The following is a 21852-nucleotide window of genomic DNA, read 5'->3' on the forward strand; positions in this document are numbered from 1 at the left end:
AAAGAAACAGGCTAGGTAATCCCTAGCCGCCCGCGATAGCCTGGGATAGTGAATACCCCTGATGAGCACGTAGCCCAGCCCACGTTACGTTTGTACGACTCTGCCCAGCGCGCCGTAGTGCCCCTGGCTCCCACCGTCACACCTGGAGTAGTCACCATCTACCTGTGTGGTGCCACCGTTCAGGGATCACCCCACATCGGACACATGCGCAGCGCCATCGCCTTCGACGTGCTACGCCGCTGGCTCACCCGTCAAGGCCAGCGCGTTATCATGGCCCGCAATGTTACCGACATTGATGACAAGATCCTTACCAAGTCCGCAGCCACTGAGCCCCCCACCCCGTGGTGGGCACATGCTCAGCACTTCGAGCGTGAATTTGCTGCTGCCTACGAGGCACTTGGCGTCATTCCTCCGACTGTTGAACCTCGCGCTACTGGGCACATCCCTGAGCAGATCGCTCTCATCGAGCGGCTCATGGAACGCGGCCACGCCTACGTCGGCAGCCCCGGAAACGTCTACTTCTCCGTCTCTTCCCTGCCTGACTACGGCTCACTGACCAACCAGCGCGTTAGCGACCTGGCCACCACAGAAGATGAAAGCCAGATCGACGCAGCAGTCGAAGCAGATAAGCGCGACCCCCGCGACTTCGCCCTGTGGAAAGCCGCCAAGCCTACCGAACCGGCAGACGCCGCATGGGAATCTCCCTGGGGGCGTGGCCGGCCAGGTTGGCACCTCGAATGCTCCGCCATGAGCCAGCGCTACCTGGGAGATACCTTCGACATTCACGGCGGCGGAATCGACCTGCGTTTCCCCCATCATGAAAACGAGCAAGCCCAATCCCACGGTGCCGGGTGGGGATTCGCCAACCACTGGGTCCACAACGCTTGGGTCACCATTAAGGGCGAAAAGATGAGTAAGTCCTTGGGCAACTCCCTTGTTGTCAGCGAACTGCTCACCCGATACCCCGCCTATGCATTGCGTGCAGCACTGGGAACCGTCCACCACCGCTCTACCGTGGAATTCTCCGACGAGACTCTCACTGAAGCGGCCGCCATGTTCGAGCGCTTCGCTGCCACACTGCTCCGTGCCCACGAAGTCCTTACTGCTTCCCTTGCACCTAACGCCCCTGAAGGCGTTGATGGCGTGGACGCACCTGAAGACTTTGTGCGCACCTACCCCCTGCCCGAGGACTTCTCTCACGCCATGGATGATGACCTTAACCTGGCCGGAGCACTCGCCCAGATCCACCAAACCATCAAGGCACTTAACGCCGAACTTGCCGGAGCCAACCCCGATGCGGGTCGCGTCTGGGACCTGGCACTGAGCGCACGCGCCATGCTTGAGATTCTTGGCCTAGATCCGCTGGCCCAGCCATGGCGAGCAACCGTCATGTCCGGCACGGGAGCAGACGGCCAGAACGGAGCCATGGACGCGCTGGGCAGCCTAGTCCAAGCCATGCTGGATGAACGCGCACAAGCACGACAAGACCGCGATTGGGCCCGTGCAGATGCACTGCGCGACCAGTTGACGCATGCTGGAGTGGTGGTTGAAGACAGCCCCACCGGAGCACGCTGGCACCTGGCTTAATACCGAATTCGAAACACATCACATCAGACTTAGCGCACTTCAGTGCCATTGACGAAAGAACACTATGCCCGGTAACGATAAAGTCCACGGCGCACTCCGCAAGCCTGGAAAAAAGAAGCGTCCCTTGAAGGGATCTGGCGGACAGAAGAAACACGGCTTGGAAGGCAAGGGGCCAACCCCTCGTGCTGAAGACCGCAAAGGACACCCTAAAGCACGAGCCAAGGCACGCGCTGAAGCACGCGCAGCTCAACCTACTCGAGCCAAGCAACTTGAAAAGATTAAAAACCGTTTCCAGGTGCCTCAGGATCATGAAATTGTTGCAGGCCGTAACGCTGTAGCTGAAGCGGCACGTGCAGGCGTGCCTATTCACCGAGTATTTATGGCGGTTTCCTCTGAGAATGACGATCGTCTCGGTGCTGTGGTTCGCCGTGCTGCACTTATGGGGGCACCAATTCTTGACGTATCCAAACTGGACCTCGAAGCACTCACTGATGGTGCTGTTCACCAAGGAGTGGCCATTGAGATTCCTGCCTACGAATACGCAGATGCTCAAGAACTGGCTGCACAGGCCCGCGCTCGCGGATCGCTGCCCCTGCTAGTTGCATTGGATCAGGTCACCGATCCCCACAACCTCGGTGCAGTTCTGCGAAGCGCAGGCGCATTCGACGCACATGGTGTGATTATCCCTGAGCGTCGTAGCGTGGGTGTGAATGCCACCGTCTGGAAGGTTAGTGCCGGAGCTGCGGCACGAGTGCCGGTGGCTCGCGAAACCAATCTGGTTCGTACTCTCGAGGCTCTGAAGAAAGATGGTTTCTTTGTGGTGGGCCTTGATGGTGAAGCAGATGAAAGTATTGATGGCCTCTCTCTTGCCAATGTGCCCTTGGTACTTGTCACTGGCGCCGAAGGTGCAGGTCTGTCTCGCCTGGTTCGCGAAACCTGTGACTTGATTGCTTCTATTGAGATTTCCCGCACCGTGGAATCCCTCAATGCGGCAGTGGCCACTGGCATCGCCCTGTATGAAGTCAGCCGACTTCGCCGTCAAGGAACTAAAGCCTGAGCATATAGTGTCGTGCAGGCCCTCATCACGGGGCCTGCACGGTCCCCCAACTGTCAACGATGACCGGGTGCCACCTTGTTTGCTGGTTGTTGCTAGCGGTGAGCACCGTTTCTTGAGGAAGATTTCATGACCCAGAAAACTCACACCCTGGACCTCAACGGCCGCGTGGCCTACGGCGCCGATTACAACCCTGAGCAATGGGATGAAGCGACCATCGCTCAGGATATTGAGTTAATGAAACAGGCCGGAGTCACCATGGTGACCCTCGGTGTTTTTTCCTGGGCCCTACTTGAACCCGAACGTGGCCACTACGACCTTGACTGGATCGTCAACCTTGTTGATCGACTCTGGGACAACGGCATTGCTGTGGATATGGCCAGCGCCACCGCCTCGCCACCCGCATGGCTTGGTCGTGCAGAACCCACCACCTTGGCAGTGAATGCACACGGTGTACGCATGGCTTGGGGGTCACGCCAGCACTACTGCCCGTCCTCACCGATCATGCGCCAAGCTTTCGCTGATATGGCCAAGGCTCTTGCTACCCGCCTAGCAGGACATCCCGGTGTGGCCATGTGGCACATTAATAATGAATACGGTTGTCACACCGCTGAATGCTTCTGTGAATCGTGTGAAAATAACTTCCGAATCTGGCTACTTGAACGCTACGGCAATCTCGAAACCATCAACCGCGTGTGGGGAACCGCCTTCTGGTCTCAAACACTGCATAGCGTGGAAGACATTATCGCCCCACGCCTGACCTCCACCTTCCCCTCACCTGCACGCGACCTAGACTGGAAGCGCTTCTCCTCGGACTCTCTTCTGGCCTGCTATCAGGCAGAAGAAGACGTGATCCGTGCCGCGCTCGCGGATGCTGGACGTACTCTCCCTGTCACCACCAATTTCATGGGTCTGTTCGAACCTGTGGACTATGTGGCCTGGGCAGAACACTGTGATCTCATCACCAACGACTGTTATCCCGACCCAGCAGACCCACGCGCACCCCAAATGATCGCCTTCACTGGTGACCTCATGCGTGGCCTGGGCAAAGGGCGCCCCTGGCTCCTGATGGAACAGGCCCCCAGTCAGGTTCAATGGCGCCTGCGCAATGCAGTTAAACGTCGCGGAGAATTCCTTCTCGGATCACTGGCCCACATGGCTCACGGAGCTGATGGCATTATGCAATTTCAGTGGCGCCAATCCGTGGCCGGTGCAGAAACTTTCCACTCTGGCATGGTGCCTCACTTCGGTCCTGACAGTGACACCTTCAAAGAAGTCGTTGAAACCGGCGCCGTACTCTCACGCCTTAGCGGAGTGCTCGGCCAACCGTTCAATGCACAGACAGCAGTCCTCGTGGACTGGGACTCTATGTGGCAATCTTCCAGCGCCATCGGCCCAGACAGTGCAGGTGGTGACGTGCTTGCCCCCTCACGTTCTACTGTGGCCCGCTCACTCACCCGTTGGCATGCCACATGCTTTGAAAATCGTTTGCCTGTTGATGTCCTCCCTGCCTCACGAATGGACGAAAGGGAAGGAAATGCAAAATCCGGTCAGTATGAGAGCATTCAGCACCGCGTCGTCGTTGTGCCAGAACTTAGTTATATTCGCCCTGGCGTAATCAACGGCTGTACCTCGGTTCTTGAGCGCGGCGGATGTGTTGTGGTTACCCCGCGTACTGGTGTGTTTACCGTTGACGGTCATGCGGTTCAAGGGGGATACCTCACTGATCGCCCTAACGGCGATAGTGGTTCCATGGCAGACTTGTGCGGTGTTCGTGTCATGGCTCAGGTGCCTGTGCTCGCTGAACCTAGTGAACCTTGGTCAGACCCTTCGCTACCAGACGCTGCATGTCAGCCCATTTGCTCCGAACTGACTCCCACATGGGGAAGTACCGACATTCCTCTCTCCACACAGGGGGCACTGGCTCGGGCTGCAGGTGAATCTGTTCTCATGGGTCACTCATGGACCGAGCAACTTGAGGTCCTCAGTCCTAATGACTTGGCATTTGCAGGGGGAGATGTCGAGGTGCTTGCCTCCTATGCCACCGGTCCTCTGGCTGGTCAGCCAGCCATTACTCACCGTCGCGTGGGAGAGGGACATGTTATCTACGTTGGTGTGGACCTGGGGGAGCAGGGCCGAAGTGCTGTTATGCGCTTGGCAGCGGCTTATGCAGGAGTCGTTTCCACTGGTGCGCAGATGACCGTCCCCGCAGGAGTGGAAGTCACTCAGCGTGGTTCATATCTTTTTGTCCTCAACTATTCAGATTCCATGAAGGAAATCGGTGGGATCGAAGGTTGGGACGCAGTGAGTGACTCGCAAGTTACTGGACACATGATTCTTGCTCCGCGCAGTGGCGCTGTCGTGAAACTTTCGGCGTGACACTACCCACGGAAGAGCAAACCCTGACACAATGGGGTCAGACTGACAAGTAAGGGAGGCCGTCATGGCTCAGGAATCTTCGCAGCGTTGGAATCGCACCGAAGGCGTAGTGATCGCACCTAACAGTGCACCTGAGGACGTGGCGCGTGAATTGGAAGAACGTCGAGTCGTTGCCCGACTTGAGTGGTTCCCCGATTCTCTGCACTTGCTCTCTCTCACTCTCATGACGGACTCGCAGGGCCGCGTAGCTGTTACGCCCCCGCAGCGCGGTGGTGTGGTAGCCGGCATGGATGTGAGTGAATTGACCCAGTCACTTGCCCGCGCCCTTGAGGGGAGTGTCGCCATTGGTCCTGCCTCTTACGATGCCATGCCCTCGCAGTCCGCTGTGACAGACCCTGGTGGGGATGATGCTGCGTTGTCACCAGAGTCCTACACTTCCCGGACTGTCGTGATCTCTCCGTTGAGTGCTTATACGGTTCCGTTGCAGGCCACTTTGCTTGAGCGGCCCCTGGCTGTGATGAATGCTCCTGATGCTGATCGTCGCGTTGTGATGTACACCGGGCCTGGGTATGACGTGGGGTGCTACGGTTGGGATGAAGAGGCTTTACCTGCGCTGATCGTGCGTGTTACCGATAAGGACATGTCCATTCGCGCCGTTCCAGCACCGCGTCATGGTGAGGGTGAAGTATTCGCCGATGGTGAGGATGAAGGCACCTACTCGTGGGGTATGCGCAGCCTTTACGTCTGGGGTGACGTTGATGATCCCGGCCCGGCACTGCGTAACCTTGTCGAGGAGTTTCTTACCGATCGTCAGGACGCGCAAGTTATTGCCTCTTGCATTGAAAATGTCGAATGGGGCGATGTGGCTCAAGCGATGGCCATGCCGGGTTTTGAAGGTTTGCGCGCATGTCTGAAGGTACTGCATTTGCCCGACGTGATTGCTGATGTGCTTAGTGGTGCTACTGCACCTGCTGATGTTCCCGGCATCGTGATCCATGAGCCTCGTGGCTTGTCTAACGCTGTGGGACGTAGTGTGGGCATGCTCCTGCAGGATCCTGATGCTCCCGGCTCGAGTTTCTGGCAGGCTTACATTCGTACTGCCACTGATCTTCCTTGGGTTGTGCGCCTGGCTACTGTTGTGGAGGCGGGTGTAGGTGGCGCCCTCCTTGGCTCTGCTATTCGACGTCGCTCCCGTTTCGGATCCTTGCCTGCAGGTCGCGTAGCGGCGGGCGTTGTGCTGTTGATTGACGCTGTGGCTGAATCGTCACTGGCGTCATGGACCCGTCGCCGCGAGTTGCGTCGCCGTGCAGAAGAAAATCTTGGGGGAGTGGCCGAAGAACTCGGCGCCTGAGGTTCTGAAGCCTTGAAGATAGCCTTTCTTGTTGGACCGTCACTGTCTAGATTGACGTAGTCTTCTTTTTCCTGAGGCTGCACTATTCATTCTCATGGTGGGTTCCTGACGCGAAAGTGTCAGGCACCCACCATTTTTTGTGGCGAATTTCGTATCAGGAATCTTGACGTATCGACGCGGTTTTCCAATGTTTTTGTGGGGTCGTTAGCGTTACTTATGTCAGAGAGTATTAACCTCATTATGTTCTAGTGTGCTATTGCGTTATATTGCGGTGTGGTGGCAGGGAACTCATCTCTATCACCATCCCCCTCCATGAAGGTCGCAACCAATAACTCAAGGAACACTTATGGCTACCCCCGGCTTCCCTGGGCTCGCTGGATCACAGATGAGCAAAGAAGAAAAATCTGCTCGCATCGCCGTGATGATTTTCCCCTTCATCATGCTTAGTGCATTTATTGGAGCATTCTTTTCACCTGCGACATTTGTTCCTCTCGCAGGTTATCTGACTCCTTTGCTTGCTGTGACCATGTTCGGTATGGGCATGACTCTTACCGTTCCTGATTTCACGATGATTGCTCGTCACCCCAAACCCGTCATTGTTGGTGTGGCAGCACAATACCTCGTGATGCCTCTTGTGGGATGGACTGTTGCTCATATCCTTCCCCTGCCTGCACCTGTGGCTGTGGGCATTATCCTCGTGGGATGCGTCCCAGGGGGCACCACCTCCAATGTGGTGACCTTCCTGGCTAAGGGCAATACCGCACTGAGCGTGTCCATGACTGCTTTCTCCACGATGCTCGCCCCCATCGTCACCCCCTTGCTGACCCTTCTTCTGGCAGGCACTTATATGCCTATTAATGCTCAGGCTATGGCCATCCAGATCGTCAAGATCGTCCTCCTGCCTGTCGGCTTGGGCCTGGCCCTCAACGTGTTCTTTAACTCCCTAACCAGCAAGGTCCAGCCCATCATGCCCTGGGTTTCCGTGGTAGCTATCGCTGGTGTTGTTGCCGCAGTGGTGGCCAAAAGCGCACCGCTCATTGAAACCGCAGGCTTCCTCACCTTCTTCGCTATTGCCCTGGAAAATGCCGTGGGCTATTCCCTGGGATACGCTGTGGCACGCGCCGTGGGCCTGACCCGCGCCGATCGCCGGACCCTGTCCATCGAGGTGGGCTTGCAGAACGCAGGCTTGGGCTCAACCCTCGCCATGACTCACTTGGGTGCCGCCGTGGCTATGCCCTGTGCAATCGCTACCTTCTGGCACACCATGACTGGTGCGGGATTGGCTATGTACTGGCGCCTGCGCGGCTACCCCCTTGGTGAAGATCCTTCCCTTGAAGCAGAACTGCTCTCCGTTACCGCTTCGGAATCGGAAGATGCAGTCACTGCATCCGCATCCTGACTGTAAACGGCTGATATGAACCTCACCTCCACACATCAATCCCGACGCCCTCGTATCTTTGCAGCAACCTTCGTCTCCGAAATTGCTGTGGGGGCACACGTCGGCGGTGTGGGCGCACTCATGGTGCTGCTCGCCAATGATTTCAACACTCCGGTGGCTACTTTCGCCATCCTGAGTTCCTTCCTTGGTGTAGGCATGGTGGTTTTTAGCCTTCTCTCTCGCTGGCTACTCCAAGCCACGGCGGGCACCATCCTCCGCCTGGCCGCCTACCTGGTGGTCTTTGGAGCAATCGGCCTGGCCTTCGCCCCATGGATTTGGCTCGTCATTGTGTGCGGTCTTCTCGTGGGATGCGGAACCTCGCTGGTCATCCTCATCGTGCCCGCCGTGCTTGCTGGTCCTCGCCGTGCCCGCGATATCGCTCTGGCCAACGGCGCCTCCTCAGCAGCATCCATCGCAGCACCACTGGTTTATGGCTTCTGCGATTCGCTACCCGGAGTTCCCGGACGCTGGGCCGCACTGATGCTGGCCCTCCCCGCCATGTACGTGCTAGCTACTATTCGTCACATTGATTTCGTCAACACCCCCTCAGCATTCGCCGAACGCTGGGAAGGGCGAAAAGGGCGAGCGCGCCGGAAAGACCTCTCTGACGCCTTTGGCCCCGTGAGCACAGTCCGAGCATTCGGTGGCGCAGAAAACGTTGCCGATGATGAACTCGCACGTGCCACTCTGGCTCATGGTGCTACCTCCGTTCATGTTCCTGATCTGGGTGATTATGACAGTGTCTCCGTGGGCGCGGTGACTGATGCTGCACCGTCAGTAATGGAAGACCACATCCATCCCAGTCACACACCCCAGGAACAGGTACTGACAGGACTAGCCGGGCGGCGTCACCTGCGTATTGCGCTGAATCTTCTGCGAGTTGCGCTTAGCCTTGTCACGGAGTTTTCCCTCTACGCCTGGGGGGTGGCGCGTTTGGTCGAGAACGGCGTGCCTACAGCAACGGCAGCAACTTTGGGGGCTGTATTTCCCCTCGGTATGGCAGCAGGGCGCTTGTCTGCTGGTCTGCTCATCCGCTGGCGTTATGTTTTCGTGGCCAGCATCGCCGCCTCCATTGTCGGTACGCTCATGATTGGCCTGGGCTTGCACTTGCCTCAGATTATTGCCGGTTTAGTAATTGCCGGCATGGGCAACGCCTTGCTCTACCCCATTACCGTGGATGACTTGGTGGCTATTGATGGGCTTTCGCCCAACCGTGCCGCAGCGCTGTGCTCCCTGGGCGGTGGCGTAACTGTATTCGTTATGCCTCTTATCCTTCCCCTCGTGGGGCACTATCTGAGTTTGGCGCACTCCTTGCTGCTACTTTGCCCCATCGCTCTTATCCTCTACTTCATCCCCACCGGTCGAAGTAGTGTTCATGACAATGATGAGTTCGTAGAGGAGATTACAGCCCGAGCATGAACATGCTCGCAAATGCATCAAGATGTTGACTGAAGCGTTGGGGGCGAGCGAATGCTCGGCCCCAACGCTTCATCTCCTATTACGATTTCTTCGTGAGAACATTGTCAGCACTGAATGGAGTGCGTGGCTTATTCCAGCGTTTATCTTCATTCCCCCACCACGGCATATGACCTACATAGCCGTCTGTCGGAGGCTCGTCACTGTCAGGATCAAAGCCCAGTTCACGTGGGGTCTCCTTGATGAAGTCGCACAGGAAGTATTTATCCTTATCGTCGAAGTGCTCGCGAACAATCGTGCGGAACTCGCCCATCTCAAAGTAGAGAGCATTCGTGAGTGGGTTACGACCCGTCGTTTTAATCTTGTACATCCAGTACATGAATAGAGCGATGTTAGAAATTAGTGCTGCCATGGAGCAGGCGATATTCGCTGCAGGGTTCATCGTGGCGAAGTTTGTCATTGATGACGGTGGCACCAAGATCTCGGGGAGCAGGTTATTCGCTGCAATCCAGAACATGAGGGTAAAGCACCGGAACCAAATCCACTGTCCCTTCGCCCAGGTGAATGCAGGGATTGTGCAAGCAAGCAGTAATGCCAGTGTGCAATACCAGGTGTAGTCAGCCAAAGAGTTGTAGAGAAAAGCATGGTTCCACAGGTCGTAGGCAATAACCCAGGGCCACACCATGTCCACCCAAATGAGACCACGAACCTTCTGTTTCCCTGGGGAAGTTACCATGATCTTGCCTAGACCAGTGATCGTGATGATGTTGAGTAGGCCAGCAAGGGCCGAGGCAATATTCCACCAACCGCCAATCGTGCGGAAACCTGTGGCAGGGTCAATACCCACATGGCCAGCAGCGAAGTTTGCTGCAACACCCTCATACCAGGCCTGTGAACCTACCTCGCCGGCTACGCCACGAGCTTCAGGTAGGCCAGCAATCATGTCAATACCGTTGTGGGTTTCATTGATATGGGCTAGGCAAGTCCAATCTGCACCACAGGCGTAATAGGTATCACCTTGGAAGAAAATCGTCAGGTCGCGGATATTGGCTTCCATAATGTTGGCGGTTAATCCAATCCATAAAGCCACGCCAAACCAGATGGCATAACGGTGGGCTTTTCGCGGGTTACGCTTGCCGTACACCAGAAGGAAACCGGTCATTGTTGCCGTGGCTACCATGATGGCGTACTTGCCGAAAGGGAACCAACCAACCATCGGTGTTCCGTGAATGGCGGCATACGGCATCATGAGAATGCCCCCAACAGTCCACAGGGCAAAGATCGTCCAGTTCCACCGTCGGTTGATCTCGGCAATGAGAATCTGGAGGCCAAAAACTAGTAGCCAGATCATATAGACCGTCGGGGTGCCAATCTCCCACAAGAACAGTGAATGCATCAGTGAACTCCTGTAGTGGTAGAGGTGCTAGATAACCAGCGCGGAATCATCACAAAGTCACCGATCAACGACGTTGTTAATCGGCGGAATACCGGCGTTTTCCGGTATCGATATTTTTCATGATTGGGACAAAAGTCGGCTGAATTCAGCCTAGGAGACATCGTAGGCTGGGTGGGTCCGTCGCGCACAGAGAGGTGCGCAGATGTCCTGTGATGAGACAAAGCAATGGTGCTTTTGTTCATCATGACAACGAGAAAGTGAGGAGAAATGACTCTTTCCTTGAAAGGTCTGGCTAAAACTGCTGGTGTGCTCGGAGCAGGGGTGCTGTCTGGCATGGTGGTTTTCTCCCAACTCACCGGAAAAGCTACTCCAGAAGAGCAAGCCTGGCACTACCCCTCAGATGACTTGGTTGACGCTAACTACAAGAATGCCTATTCATCCACCTACGCCGTTGACATTGATGCCCCTGCCTACGCCGTATACCGCATCTTCAAGCAAATCGGGTGCGATAAGTCTGGTTCCTTTTCTTCGGAGTTTCTCGAGCGTGTCTTCGCGCGCTTGCCTTTCTTCAACTCCTACGAGATCCAAGAAGAATTTCAGCAGCCGGACTCCCTTGTCCCTGGTGACGTGGCAGCATTTGATTTCCACGGCATGTCCATGGAATGGGCTGACGTGGTCCCTGGAAAGTACTTGTGTCAGTGGGTGGATACAAAGAACCCGCCTGCTGCTCCAGGCTCATACGCATTCCGTTACCCCACCATGAAACATTACGGTGTGGCCTGGTGCTTCTACATGGTCCCCCTCAAGGGTGGACGGACGCGTTTGATCAATCACTGGCGTATTGGTTTCGAGCCCGATACTGCCCTGCCAAAGGCCATCAACTGGCTCAACATTGAACTTATTGGCGGCTGCATGACGCACATGCAGAATCTCTACGTCAAGCGCGTAGCTGAGTTCAGCAAGAAGCAGCAGCACACCGGCAAGTTTATGCGCGGAGTACTGGGTGGCCGCTTCTTCAACTCCGGAACCCCAGCAGGGCGCTGGGATGGAACACCTCTATTTGAAGAGACTTACACCCAGTGGATGCGTTACGGTCGCCAGAATCCGGCAGTCGCCGAAATACGCCCTCCCGTTACTGACAATCCCGAATGGCCACCCACCGGCCCTGGAACTCCCTGGGCTGACATAGTGGACGATGAGTATTTCGAGGGTTGGAGTGAACCCGAATTCAGTTGGGAGGAGCAGATTCGCCAGAAGATGGAGAAAACTTACCTGCCTAACTGGGGTAAGGAAGGCAAGTAACTAACCAATGAAAGATAGAGGTGGTGGGGCAGGTGATCAAAGATCACCTGCCCCACCACCTCTATCTTTTGGATCCGTGAACTAATGCCTGAGTCAAGCATTTCAGATGTCCCTGGTTCTGCTGTTTGTTAGTACACGGCGTCGTATCCCAAATCATGAGGAGAAGCATTCAGGCGAGCAGCGATACGACGCTTATCATCCTCGCTAGCATGTTCGGCAACCATGCGCGCGTAGGAAGGGGTGTCGGAGTAGACCTCTTGGATGAAAGGATTACGTTTTTTCTTGATGATGCGCCACATGTGGTAACTGAACACTGCGATATTGGCGATTAAGGAGGCGGCAGCGAGAAGTGTCATCGCTGTGGGGTTATGTGCCGAGCGATGTGCGAACATGGAATCCTGCATGAAGTGTGGGAAGGTTAGCACTACAGCAGACCAGCAGGTTAGCGTGTAGGCGCGGTACTGGATCCAGGAACCTTTTCCGAAGGGGAGCAGGGCAGGGATGGTGCAGGCGGCTAGAAGAGCAATGCCCGAGTACCAGGCGCGGTCCGCCAGGCAGTTATAGACGTAGGAAAGGTTCCACAGGTCGTAGGCGATGATCCACCAGATGGTGAGGTCGCCCCAGATAATGGCTTTGGACTTACCTTTGGCTACGAAGATGCCGATCCAGCCTGAGATAGCAAGGAAGTTCAAGATGCCGGCAATGCCATTCATAATGTTCCAAGGTCCACCCCATGTCACCATGCCTTGAGAGGGGTCTACGCCGTGGATGGAGAAGCACTGGAAGTCACGGATGACCGCTTCGATAATGTTGACGGCCAGGATAAACGGTGGAATCAAGAGGTACCACTTGTTGTAGCGTAAGCGCGGAAAGTACTGCAGCGCCACCAAACACAAGGATCCTGCGAGGGCAGAGTATTGCTTAACGATGGGGAACCAGCCGGCAGAGTTCGTCCCTTCAGTGGAGTGTGGCCACCAGAAAACGGTGAGAAGTAATGGGATGACTATGAACACTGCTAGGACTACCCATTTGTTTCGTTGAGCTAGCCAAGCGACGGTAGTGAGCGCAACCGTGACCACAATGAGCATGAGGTAATCCCACCACTGACCCCGCTCGAAGAAGAATAGTGTCGGGTAATCTGGTGGAGTGATTGTCGCCAGTGAAGTGAACATCGTCGTTCCTTTTCAGAGCATCGCCGATTGACTAGCTGCGTGGATGCGTAAGGGGGGCTGCTTGTGGTGTGACAGATTGTGCAGGCCCTAAGTTTTCACGTGAAACGCTAGAAACTATTTTTCCTCGTCTCATCGTAGAGATGAGCTGACCTTGAACCCATTTGCTATGAAGTAAACGCTGTAGTGAACGCACGTGCACAATGGGAGAAGGGGCAAGAGTCATTGTCTTGCCCCTTCTTTGAGATGAGTATTTAGGTGTGGCTAGAAGGGATCAGTCAAGGTGATGTTTCTTCTTGGTGCCTGCCTTCCGTTCTTTCCAAGCGAAGGCTCCTACGCCTACACCGAGACCGACGATGGCCGCAATAATGGCAGGAATCCAGCCGGGACCGGAGATTCCATTGTTGTTTTGTTTGGATTCAGGAATGATTGCGTCGGGGGCATCACAGGGTTCATTGGTGAGTGCAAGTTGATCTCGCATGACGACCATTTGCTTCACCCCATCGGCGCCTTCATTGGCGGTGATGAGCACGTAGTCGCCATTAGTCATGGGGACTTCACCGGTGACAAACTCGCCGTTCTGGCTGTAGACCACACCAGGAAGGTCTTTGAGGATGATGACGTCATCGTCTACTCCGCAGAAGTCTCGGACCCAGCCTTGCATATCGATTGGGTTAGGCATTTTCCCTTCTTCCGCGGGAATGCCTTCCATGCTTGGAGTAGGGGCGATAGTGGCTGTTGGTGTGGGCGCTGGAGTCTCATCGGCAAACGCCGGAGTGCCGACGATGTTGAGAATCGCGCCGATCACTATAAAACCGGGGAGGATGAGTGCGGTGAGGATGCGTCCAATTCGTCTGTGAGAGACGGGTGTCATGATGTGTTCTTTCAACGTTATGTGTAGTGATTACTGTTCAAGATAAGAATAATAGGTATTGAAATTGAATATGAGGCAGGGCGCTTCCGCGAGTATTGCGGAAGCGCCCTGCCATTGACTTCACTGGGTTTCATTAGTGATGAACCTTAGTGAAGTGAGTGCTAATTCAGCTGTGGCGACGACGTGCGGTTAGAGCACCTGCACCGGCAACAGCTGCGACACCGGCAATGCCGAGGAGGGAGAGTGCGTCAGCGCCGGTCTGTGCGAGACCCTTCTTGCTGTCACTCTTCTTTGCTGGCTTCTTGGTGGACTCGGCCTTGGCCTCATCCTTTGCCTTGGAGTCGCCAGGCTTTGCTTCGTCAGCGGGAGCGGGGGCCTCGGTTGCTTCGTCAGCGGGAGCGGGGGCCTCGGTTGCTTCGTCAACGAGAACGGGGGCCTCGGTTGCTTCGTCAGCGGGAGCGGGGGCCTCGGTTGCTTCGTCAACGAGAACGGGGGCCTCGGTTGCTTCGTCAGCGGGAGCGGGGGCCTCGGTTGCTTCGTCAGCGGGAGCCTCAGGGGTGCTGCAGGCGAGTGCAATATCGGAGAGGGGGAACATTGCGGCGCGGGTGCCGTTTGCGAAGTAGAGTTTGTCTCCGTACTTGGGGTTGAGGAGCTTAGCGTTCTCAACGTCGATCACAACACCCATCCATGCATCACCCTCGGGGCGATCTACGGTGACGGGGAGTTCCTTCATTTTTTGAGCATTGGCGTTGATGAGTTTGCCTTCATCATTCAGGGTGCCGATGCCGTAGTGGAGAACGTCGATCATTTCGTCCTGGCGCACGTCCACGCTGATCTTCTCAACGCCGTTTACGCATACGCCTGTGACCTTGTAAGCAGGGTCAACGATGATTGCGTCAGCGGGCATGACATAGGAAGTCTTCACGACGGGAACCTTGACGGTTGCGCCGAGGTTGAGGGAAGCCTCGAGAACTTCGCCACCAACCTTCTCGATCTTTAGCTCGTACTGACCGGGATCGAAGTACTGGGTGTGCGCATCAGAGCCAGCCTTGGCGGTGTAGACGGTAGCAACTTCGCCGGTCGCTTTGTTGATTAAGGTGTAAACAACGTCGAAGTTCTTGGATGATTCGAAAGTGACGGGGTAGCGAACCTCACCCTTTTCGGACACCTTCTTGTCGGCAACCTTCACCATAGCCTTGACCTGAGCTTCGGTGGCTTCATCTGCAAAATCAGCGAAGGTAGGAAGGGCTTCTTCTTTGTAGACAGGCTGCTTAACGGTGCGGTCAACGTTAACGACGAACTCGCTCTGGGATGAAGCCTGACCTTCGCCACGGATCATCTTGACATTGAGGGCGGTGTTGGCGTCGAAGTAGAGAACTTTGTCGGCTGCGCCTGCTTCGAGGACGACGTCAGAGGCAACGCGGTTACCGTTGTTGTCAGTGATGATGTAGGTAACTTTGTGGTTCTGAAGTGCTTTGAAGGTGACAGCAACGCGCTGATCGCCTGAAGGGCCTGTCTGGGTGTTGCCGACGGAGACCATTGCTCCAGCGATGGCAGCTTCGTCGCCGGAGAGGCCTTCGATGACGGGGGCCTTCACGTCTTCTGTTACAGGGGTGACAACCTTCTCAGCCTCGTCACCGTAGGGGTTCTTGAGGTTGGGGTCAACGACAGGCTGAGTGGCGGCGGGGGTTTCTTCGGCGGGTGTTTCGGGGGCGGCAGGAGTTTCAGTTTCAACGGCGGGCTGTGCGCAGGAGAGGCTGACAGATTCAGGGCCGCTCCATTTGCCATCGTTCTGGACGTAAACGTCGACAGACATGTTGGTGGCCTCGCCAATGGTTACACTCTGGCCGCTGAGGCGCTCGCCATCGGGGGTAACAATGCCAAGGTTTTCACTACCGTTAACGGAGAAAACGGCGTTGCCGAGTGAATCACAGGAGTAGGTGTAATCGCCTGCAGCGCTTGCAGTAGGGACTACTGCGCCAGCGCAGAGAAGGGCGGCGGTGACAGCACTGACGCCCAGGCGCTTATTGAACTTGGTCATGAGGGGGCTCCACTTCATGATGAGTAATGGTTGCTTATCGCATCCAGTAGATAATCTGGCGCGAACTCTTAGAGCGTAGCAAAGGCAACTGTCATTAATCAGTGGTTTCAGAGAAATCTTTATCAAATTGTTATAGGGATTTTAGGCTTTAATTGCAGCAAAAGGTGCTGGTCGTGTGTTATTGGGAAACGTCTAGCATGGAATGAAAACTGACGCACCCTTCGGAGGGGGTTAAAAAGTTGTACTAATTCGATACATATATGTATCAATAAGGTTTGGGGGCGAGACGTAGCGAGATGGAGGGAGCAGTAATCTACCTTCGGAGGTGTAACGTCAGGATGAACGGGTTCGAATTGGGACATTCTGGGATTTGATCATCGGAGGTACTCTGTTCTCTCGTTTCGCTCTGGAGTTGCGTATCAGACTCGAACCGATGGCCTGCTGCTCATCACTCAGATCCACTGGGTGGAGGGGTGGAGAATATACGACGATATGGAGGATGGCGAGCATGAATGGTGACTTTGACGGGTCGCGACTCCGTCTCCTACGCAAAGCAATGGGCCTTGACAGCGCATGGGTCGCCGCGCGCTTCGCCGTTAATGAGCGCACAGTGAGGCGCTGGCAGGCGGGAACCAATCCGATTCCGCCAGACGTAGTAACGGGCTTCCAGCAGTTGGTTGAGAAATATAGCGAACTCATCGAGTCCATGATTGACGGCGTAGAAAAAGATGGCGTGCTGCTCGTTTTCTCCGGCTTGGAGGCTTCACAACTCGATGGGGATGCGATTCCCCTATCGATGTTCAATCGAGCAGCTCAGCAGGCAGCGATCTACTGTGAAGAAAACAAGATTCCATACGTCATCAAAGTTCGTACACTTTCTTAGACTGTATTTGAGGCTTGAATCAGCGTCTCACTTTCCTGCGTAATTATGGGGGAGTGCGGCGCTATTTTTGAGCGTCATGCCGATAGATTGTGGAAAAGTAAATGCGGAGTGGCGCGCGAAGCGTGGCGTGAATGATTGTGTCAGGGGCGTCTACGGGGTTTTTCGCTGTAAAACCAGGGTAAAGTTCGTTACCTTTTTTAGTGATCTGCCGGTAAGCAGTGGTGGGGGGGGGATGGGAAACTAATTCCCAATGGGGCTTCACTTTTGAGTCAGAATTTATCGTCGCCAGGTGTTGAGCATTGAGGGAGGGGAGTCGTGGAAGTTTGTTGTGTTTCCCTGAATTCGGGAGGACTTGTTACCTTGCCTTCGTTTGTGGTGGGGGAGGTTGTGAGAACATTTTGGGAACATCGCACGGCGAAACATGGGGTATTTGGGGGTAGTGCAGGGTAGGTAGCGCTCCCCGCCCACCAACCCGCAACATAGAGAAAACCCCTGCAATTCCTTGGAATCACAGGGATTTTATGCTGGAGCCGCGTATCGGACTCGAACCGATGACCTGCTGTTTACAAGACAGCTGCTCTACCAACTGAGCTAACACGGCATGTGCAAGTGCTTGCTGCACCGCACCATAGTGTGCCTTGTAATAAGGGTGCCGCGCAAACTGCGCGGTAGTGACTTACTTCAAGGAGTTGATTTTGTCGGTGATACCGGTAGGTGTATTGATCTCCGCTAAATCCACTTTCTGTCCATTGATGAGGAGGGAAGGGGTGCCAGTCAGTCCTATTTCTTGGAAATGCTTGGTGTTCTCAGTAGTCCAAGGCTGGTATGTGTTGGCTTCGATGGTAGGAGTAAATTCTGTGGATACTTCAGTAGGGACGCCCGCGTTCGTTGCAGCTTCAATAAGAGCTTGAATGGTCAAAGCTTGAGGATTTTGAGTCTTGACGGCATTTTCAAGGATAGCGAAAGCATTCTTGTGGAAATCCATGGCGTGCGCAGGATCTTTAACGAGAACTACGGCCAGTGCGTTATTCACTGCATCGGTCCAAGCGCTACCAAGAATCTTCACTGGGTGAAGAACGATAGTTGCTTGGCCGTTCGTCGCTAATTCAGCTAACTCGGCGCTGTGTAGAGTTTCGAACTCTGCGCAGTGCGGGCAGGCGTAATCAAAGTAGAGGTCAATAACGGGTGCATTTTCATTGACAGAGCCAGCGACAAGGTCCTTTCCGAAAGGGATCGCACCATTTTCTGTGGTATGGGGAGGGATGCCAGCAACTGTCGAAGGACTAACGGATGGAGTTTCTCCGGTAGGAGTAGCGCCATTCGAGGACTTCGAACCGAAGATGACCGCAGCGATGACCAATGCTGTAATAACGGTGGCAGCAACGATAATCAGGATGCTCTTTTTGCGAGCGGCACGAGCCTGTTCTTCGCGCATTGCTTTAGCCTTAGCGCGTGCAGCATCACGATTAGAGGCAGTAGACATACAAATTCTCCGGTTCTATTCTGATGAAACATCAGTTCTATCGGTAATGTCCTTTATTTTATAAGGAATAGGACAAAGGCTGAATCTTCTCCAGTGTGGAAAATGCCGTTGTTACATCGACAAGTCAAAAGGGGCAATACTTGACGATGGCATGTGTCCACTTATCAGCAGGCCCACGATGATTACGGTGCCGATGATGAGGGCTAATCCTTGGATTAGTCTCCAGGACTTTGTTGGGGCGCATAAGCCAATCATGCTTGCACTTGCGCGGCGGGTAGGGGCATTCCATGGAACGAGCCAGGCAACCATAAGGAACAGGGCAATCATCAGTCCACTAACGAAACGAGGTTGTACTCCTGCAGGAACTGCTTGGAGCCAGTTGGCTGATACGGTGATGATTCCACCAGTCAGAATCGACATCTTGCTCATTAGCATGACAATGAGTGCGGGAATGCATCCGGCGATAACAGCGCCTAAGCCAGCTAGGGCGGCTTGGATGAGATACCACGGTGTGGCAACGACCATCGCTGGGTTGTCAGCAAATGATGTGTTGCCTCGACGCAAGCGGCGTTGGCGTTTGGAATCCTGTGCGCGGCCAATGAGGCCAGCCATGACTATCCATATGCTGGCACCGGCAAGAGCCCAGATCGGGCGAATACTGCCAATTGTTACGAGGAGTAATCCCCAGGCAATTGTCATTAAGGGGTGCGGTGTGGGGGGAAGCGCCCACTGGGGAACTTCAGGAACTGTTGGGTGTTCCTGGTTAGTGGTTGAGGCATGTGCGGCATTGAATGTGGGCGGCAATGAATCAGAATCTGCTGGTGCCATATTCTGTGCATCCCACGGAACTGACACAGCAGGAGCCCATTGATTCTGTGCTTCTGATGCAGTTGGAGTTGGTGGCAGTGCTGTGCCGTACGAATTGGGTGTGGACTGTGGATGAGTCCATTCGCGCAATATGGTATGTCTGGGCTGAGTACCTTCGGCCTGTGTGGGGGAAGTATCAGAGTCTGTAGAGTGCTCAGAATTGAAACTGGATCCGTAGCGTGCGGTATAGCCGTATTGTTCGGGGGTTAGTGCAGTGGGCTCCGAGGCTGGGAGGGCAACTTCTAGGGCTTCTTCTCCTGTGCCGCCGCCGGCAATTTCGTCAATGACGGCAACGAGGTCAGTAATAGGGAGGCGGTCTTCAACTTCAGGTGCTAGTGCCAATGTGAAAGCACGAGCAAGATAAGGCCAATTCTCTTCTAAGTCTCCAAGTTCTGGAGTACCGCCATATACGCGGCGGAACACGGACTGCCAGGGGCCTGATCCGAAGGGGGCCTTGCCGGTCAGTGTGAAAAGAAGGACGCCGGCGCACGCATACCAGTCCACACTAGGGCTTGGCGTGCCTCCATCAAGCATTTCCGGTGGAATAAAACCGGGAGTGCCAGTGACCTGGCCGGTTTGGGTAAGACGCGCATCATCAGACACTTGGGCAATGCCGAAGTCAATAAGGACGGGGCCGTCATTGCTGAGCATCACGTTTGATGGCTTGAGATCGCGATGGATAACGTCAGCAGTGTGAACCGCCTTGAGGGCGCCGAGGAGACCATGCGCCAAATCTGCGTACTCAGTGCTTGCTTCGTTTAAGTCGTAAGGGCCGTCATGGTCCACTTCGTGTTGAAGAGTGGGGCCATCAACAAGTTCGGTAATAACGAATGACAGTTCATGCTCACTTGCCTCAATGTCGAGGATGCGAGCGACGCGAGCATCTTTCAAACGGGCAAGCACTCGAGCTTCACGGCGAAGGCGGCGCCGAGCTACAGGATCAGCAGCGATCTGTGGGTGAAGAATTTTCATGGCTACGCGTATGCCTTGAGCGTCGCGGGCTTCCCAGACCACGCCCATACCGCCACTGCCGAGGCGGCGAATTAACTCGTATCCACCCACAACCGTCCCGGCGCGGAGAGTAGAGACGGACTGTGGAGACATGGGTGGCGTTTGCGCCGGTGAGGGGCGTTCGGTCATAGGTTCACAGTACCGGTAACTACCCACATTGATAATTGGGTGACACACCTCACGAGGATCGTGACCACTTCGTGACCCCATGACCCTCATCACAGGGCTCTCGTATGGCAAGATTGGGCATAGCCAACCCTTCCGTTGGCCAGTGTCAATGCGGACACGCAATGACACCTTTCACTACGGATCGTCCGGCACGTACCTGCCGGTGAAGGGATAGCCACTCATGGCAACAGTGACCTTTGATCATGCAACGCGTATCTACCCGGGCAATGACCGCCCCTCTGTAGATCAGTTGAACCTTGAAATCGCAGACGGTGAGTTTCTGGTCCTTGTTGGCCCCTCTGGTTGCGGTAAGTCCACCTCATTGCGCATGCTTGCAGGTTTGGAAGATGTGAACTCCGGTCGTATCCTCATTGGCGATCGCGACGTCACTGACGTCCAGCCTAAGGACCGCGATATTGCAATGGTGTTCCAGAACTACGCTCTGTACCCTCATATGACCGTGGCCGATAATATGGGCTTCGCTCTGAAGATCGCTGGTACTCCCAAGGATGAGATTGCCCGCCGTGTTAAGGAAGCAGCCAAGATTCTGGGACTGACCGAATACCTTGATCGTAAGCCCAAGGCTCTCTCCGGTGGTCAGCGTCAGCGTGTAGCCATGGGCCGCGCTATTGTGCGTAAGCCCAAGGTCTTCCTCATGGACGAGCCTCTTTCTAACTTGGACGCAAAACTCCGTGTTCAGACCCGTACCCAGATTGCCTCCCTGCAGCGTTCCCTTGGCGTGACTACGGTGTACGTGACTCACGATCAGACTGAAGCTCTGACCATGGGTGACCGCATCGCAGTCCTCAAGGACGGCTTGCTCCAGCAAGTGGGTACTCCTCGCGAGATGTACGAGAAGCCCGCTAATGAGTTTGTTGCAGGTTTCATCGGCTCACCTGCAATGAACATGGGTACTTTCAATGTTGAAGGCAATGTTGCTACCCTCGGTGCCGCCAAGGTGGAACTGCCTCGCTTGGCCGTTGATGCTCTCACTCCCGAGGACAATGGCAAGGTCATTATCGGATTCCGTCCCGAAGCGCTCGACGTGGTCTCCTCCACCGATGAGAACTCCATCCCTGTGCGCTTGTCCTTTGTTGAAGAACTTGGGTCGGACGCATACGTTTATGGTGAACTCGTCGGCGCAGAAGGCGCCACCGAAAAACTTGGCTCTGGTGAAGACTCTAGCCAGTTGATCGTTCGCGTTCCTCCTCGTACCGCTCCCGATCCGGGCGAAATCATTTACGTCCGCATTCGCCCTGGTCAGGAGCACCTGTTCTCCGCAGCAACCGGCAAGCGTCTGCCTGCATGATCGCATAGCGTCATGCATCACATGGCGACTGCACCGAGTAGTTGAACAGCATGTTAGCCAGCCCCGATTCGCAAGCGAATCGGGGCTGGCCCCTGCATGCCTACCGCGCGTTCAAGACCGCGAC

General features: G+C 55.2%; 15 protein-coding genes and 1 tRNA gene. 9 read left to right on the top strand and 7 right to left on the bottom strand.

From position 1 onward, the window contains the following. Positions 1 to 48: 48 nt before the first annotated feature. The 6 genes from cysS (at position 49) to A9753_RS03185 (ending at position 9228) form a co-directional block, all read left to right on the top strand. Positions 49 to 1587, top strand: a complete 1539-nt coding sequence (gene cysS, locus A9753_RS03160) for a cysteine--tRNA ligase (protein WP_067780012.1) — start codon at positions 49 to 51, stop codon at positions 1585 to 1587. A gap of 64 nt (positions 1588 to 1651) precedes the next feature. Continuing rightward, entirely contained in the window at positions 1652 to 2644 is a 993-nt protein-coding gene (gene rlmB / locus A9753_RS03165) for a 23S rRNA (guanosine(2251)-2'-O)-methyltransferase RlmB (RefSeq protein WP_067780015.1), read from the top strand. 126 nt (positions 2645 to 2770) lie between these two features. Further along, positions 2771 to 5020 (top strand): beta-galactosidase, encoded by a 2250-nt coding sequence (locus tag A9753_RS03170; protein WP_067780018.1) that lies wholly within the window; start codon positions 2771 to 2773, stop codon positions 5018 to 5020. Between the two features lie 64 nt (positions 5021 to 5084). Then, positions 5085 to 6371 (top strand): hypothetical protein, encoded by a 1287-nt coding sequence (locus A9753_RS03175; protein WP_067780021.1) that lies wholly within the window; start codon positions 5085 to 5087, stop codon positions 6369 to 6371. A 346-nt stretch (positions 6372 to 6717) separates the two neighbouring features. Next, positions 6718 to 7770 carry a bile acid:sodium symporter family protein gene (locus A9753_RS03180; protein ID WP_083090227.1) on the top strand — a complete coding sequence of 351 codons (1053 nt, stop codon included), beginning with the start codon at positions 6718 to 6720 and terminating at the stop codon, positions 7768 to 7770. Positions 7771 to 7785: 15 nt separating this feature from the next. Continuing rightward, positions 7786 to 9228, top strand: a complete 1443-nt coding sequence (locus A9753_RS03185) for an MFS transporter (protein WP_067780023.1) — start codon at positions 7786 to 7788, stop codon at positions 9226 to 9228. A gap of 79 nt (positions 9229 to 9307) precedes the next feature. On the opposite strand, the gene A9753_RS03190 is transcribed toward A9753_RS03185, so the two are convergent. After that, positions 9308 to 10621 carry a DUF5692 family protein gene (locus tag A9753_RS03190; protein ID WP_067780026.1) on the bottom strand — a complete coding sequence of 438 codons (1314 nt, stop codon included), beginning with the start codon at positions 10619 to 10621 and terminating at the stop codon, positions 9308 to 9310. 267 nt (positions 10622 to 10888) lie between these two features. Between A9753_RS03190 and A9753_RS03195 the strand changes: the two genes are divergently transcribed. Further along, the gene (locus tag A9753_RS03195) at positions 10889 to 11923 is read left to right on the top strand and encodes a hypothetical protein (protein WP_067780029.1); all 1035 of its coding nucleotides are present in this window, start codon (positions 10889 to 10891) and stop codon (positions 11921 to 11923) included. Positions 11924 to 12051: 128 nt separating this feature from the next. On the opposite strand, the gene A9753_RS03200 is transcribed toward A9753_RS03195, so the two are convergent. From A9753_RS03200 to A9753_RS09515, 3 genes are all read right to left on the bottom strand, one after another. Beyond that, positions 12052 to 13095 carry a DUF5692 family protein gene (locus A9753_RS03200; RefSeq protein ID WP_067780032.1) on the bottom strand — a complete coding sequence of 348 codons (1044 nt, stop codon included), beginning with the start codon at positions 13093 to 13095 and terminating at the stop codon, positions 12052 to 12054. Between the two features lie 271 nt (positions 13096 to 13366). Further along, positions 13367 to 13966 carry a hypothetical protein gene (locus A9753_RS03205; protein WP_067780035.1) on the bottom strand — a complete coding sequence of 200 codons (600 nt, stop codon included), beginning with the start codon at positions 13964 to 13966 and terminating at the stop codon, positions 13367 to 13369. Positions 13967 to 14132: 166 nt separating this feature from the next. Next, positions 14133 to 16007 (bottom strand): LPXTG cell wall anchor domain-containing protein, encoded by a 1875-nt coding sequence (locus A9753_RS09515; protein ID WP_067780038.1) that lies wholly within the window; start codon positions 16005 to 16007, stop codon positions 14133 to 14135. Positions 16008 to 16515: 508 nt separating this feature from the next. Here A9753_RS09515 and A9753_RS03215 point away from each other — a divergent pair. Beyond that, the gene (locus tag A9753_RS03215) at positions 16516 to 16890 is read left to right on the top strand and encodes an Aca2/YdiL-like domain-containing protein (RefSeq protein ID WP_067780041.1); all 375 of its coding nucleotides are present in this window, start codon (positions 16516 to 16518) and stop codon (positions 16888 to 16890) included. 525 nt (positions 16891 to 17415) lie between these two features. Here A9753_RS03215 and A9753_RS03220 read toward each other — a convergent pair. From A9753_RS03220 to A9753_RS03230, 3 genes are all read right to left on the bottom strand, one after another. Beyond that, positions 17416 to 17491, bottom strand: a tRNA-Thr gene (locus tag A9753_RS03220). 75 nt (positions 17492 to 17566) lie between these two features. Further along, positions 17567 to 18373: a DsbA family protein gene (locus tag A9753_RS03225; protein ID WP_067780044.1), complete on the bottom strand. Its 807-nt coding sequence runs from the start codon at positions 18371 to 18373 to the stop codon at positions 17567 to 17569. Between the two features lie 111 nt (positions 18374 to 18484). Continuing rightward, positions 18485 to 20344 (bottom strand): serine/threonine protein kinase, encoded by a 1860-nt coding sequence (locus A9753_RS03230; protein ID WP_089024723.1) that lies wholly within the window; start codon positions 20342 to 20344, stop codon positions 18485 to 18487. Between the two features lie 256 nt (positions 20345 to 20600). Between A9753_RS03230 and A9753_RS03235 the strand changes: the two genes are divergently transcribed. Beyond that, complete coding sequence (locus A9753_RS03235) at positions 20601 to 21728, top strand: ABC transporter ATP-binding protein (protein ID WP_067780050.1); 1128 nt, start codon at positions 20601 to 20603, stop codon at positions 21726 to 21728. Positions 21729 to 21852 lie beyond the last annotated feature (124 nt).

It is taken from the genome of Actinomyces vulturis, from assembly GCF_001687305.1.
Classification (GTDB): domain Bacteria; phylum Actinomycetota; class Actinomycetes; order Actinomycetales; family Actinomycetaceae; genus Actinomyces; species Actinomyces vulturis.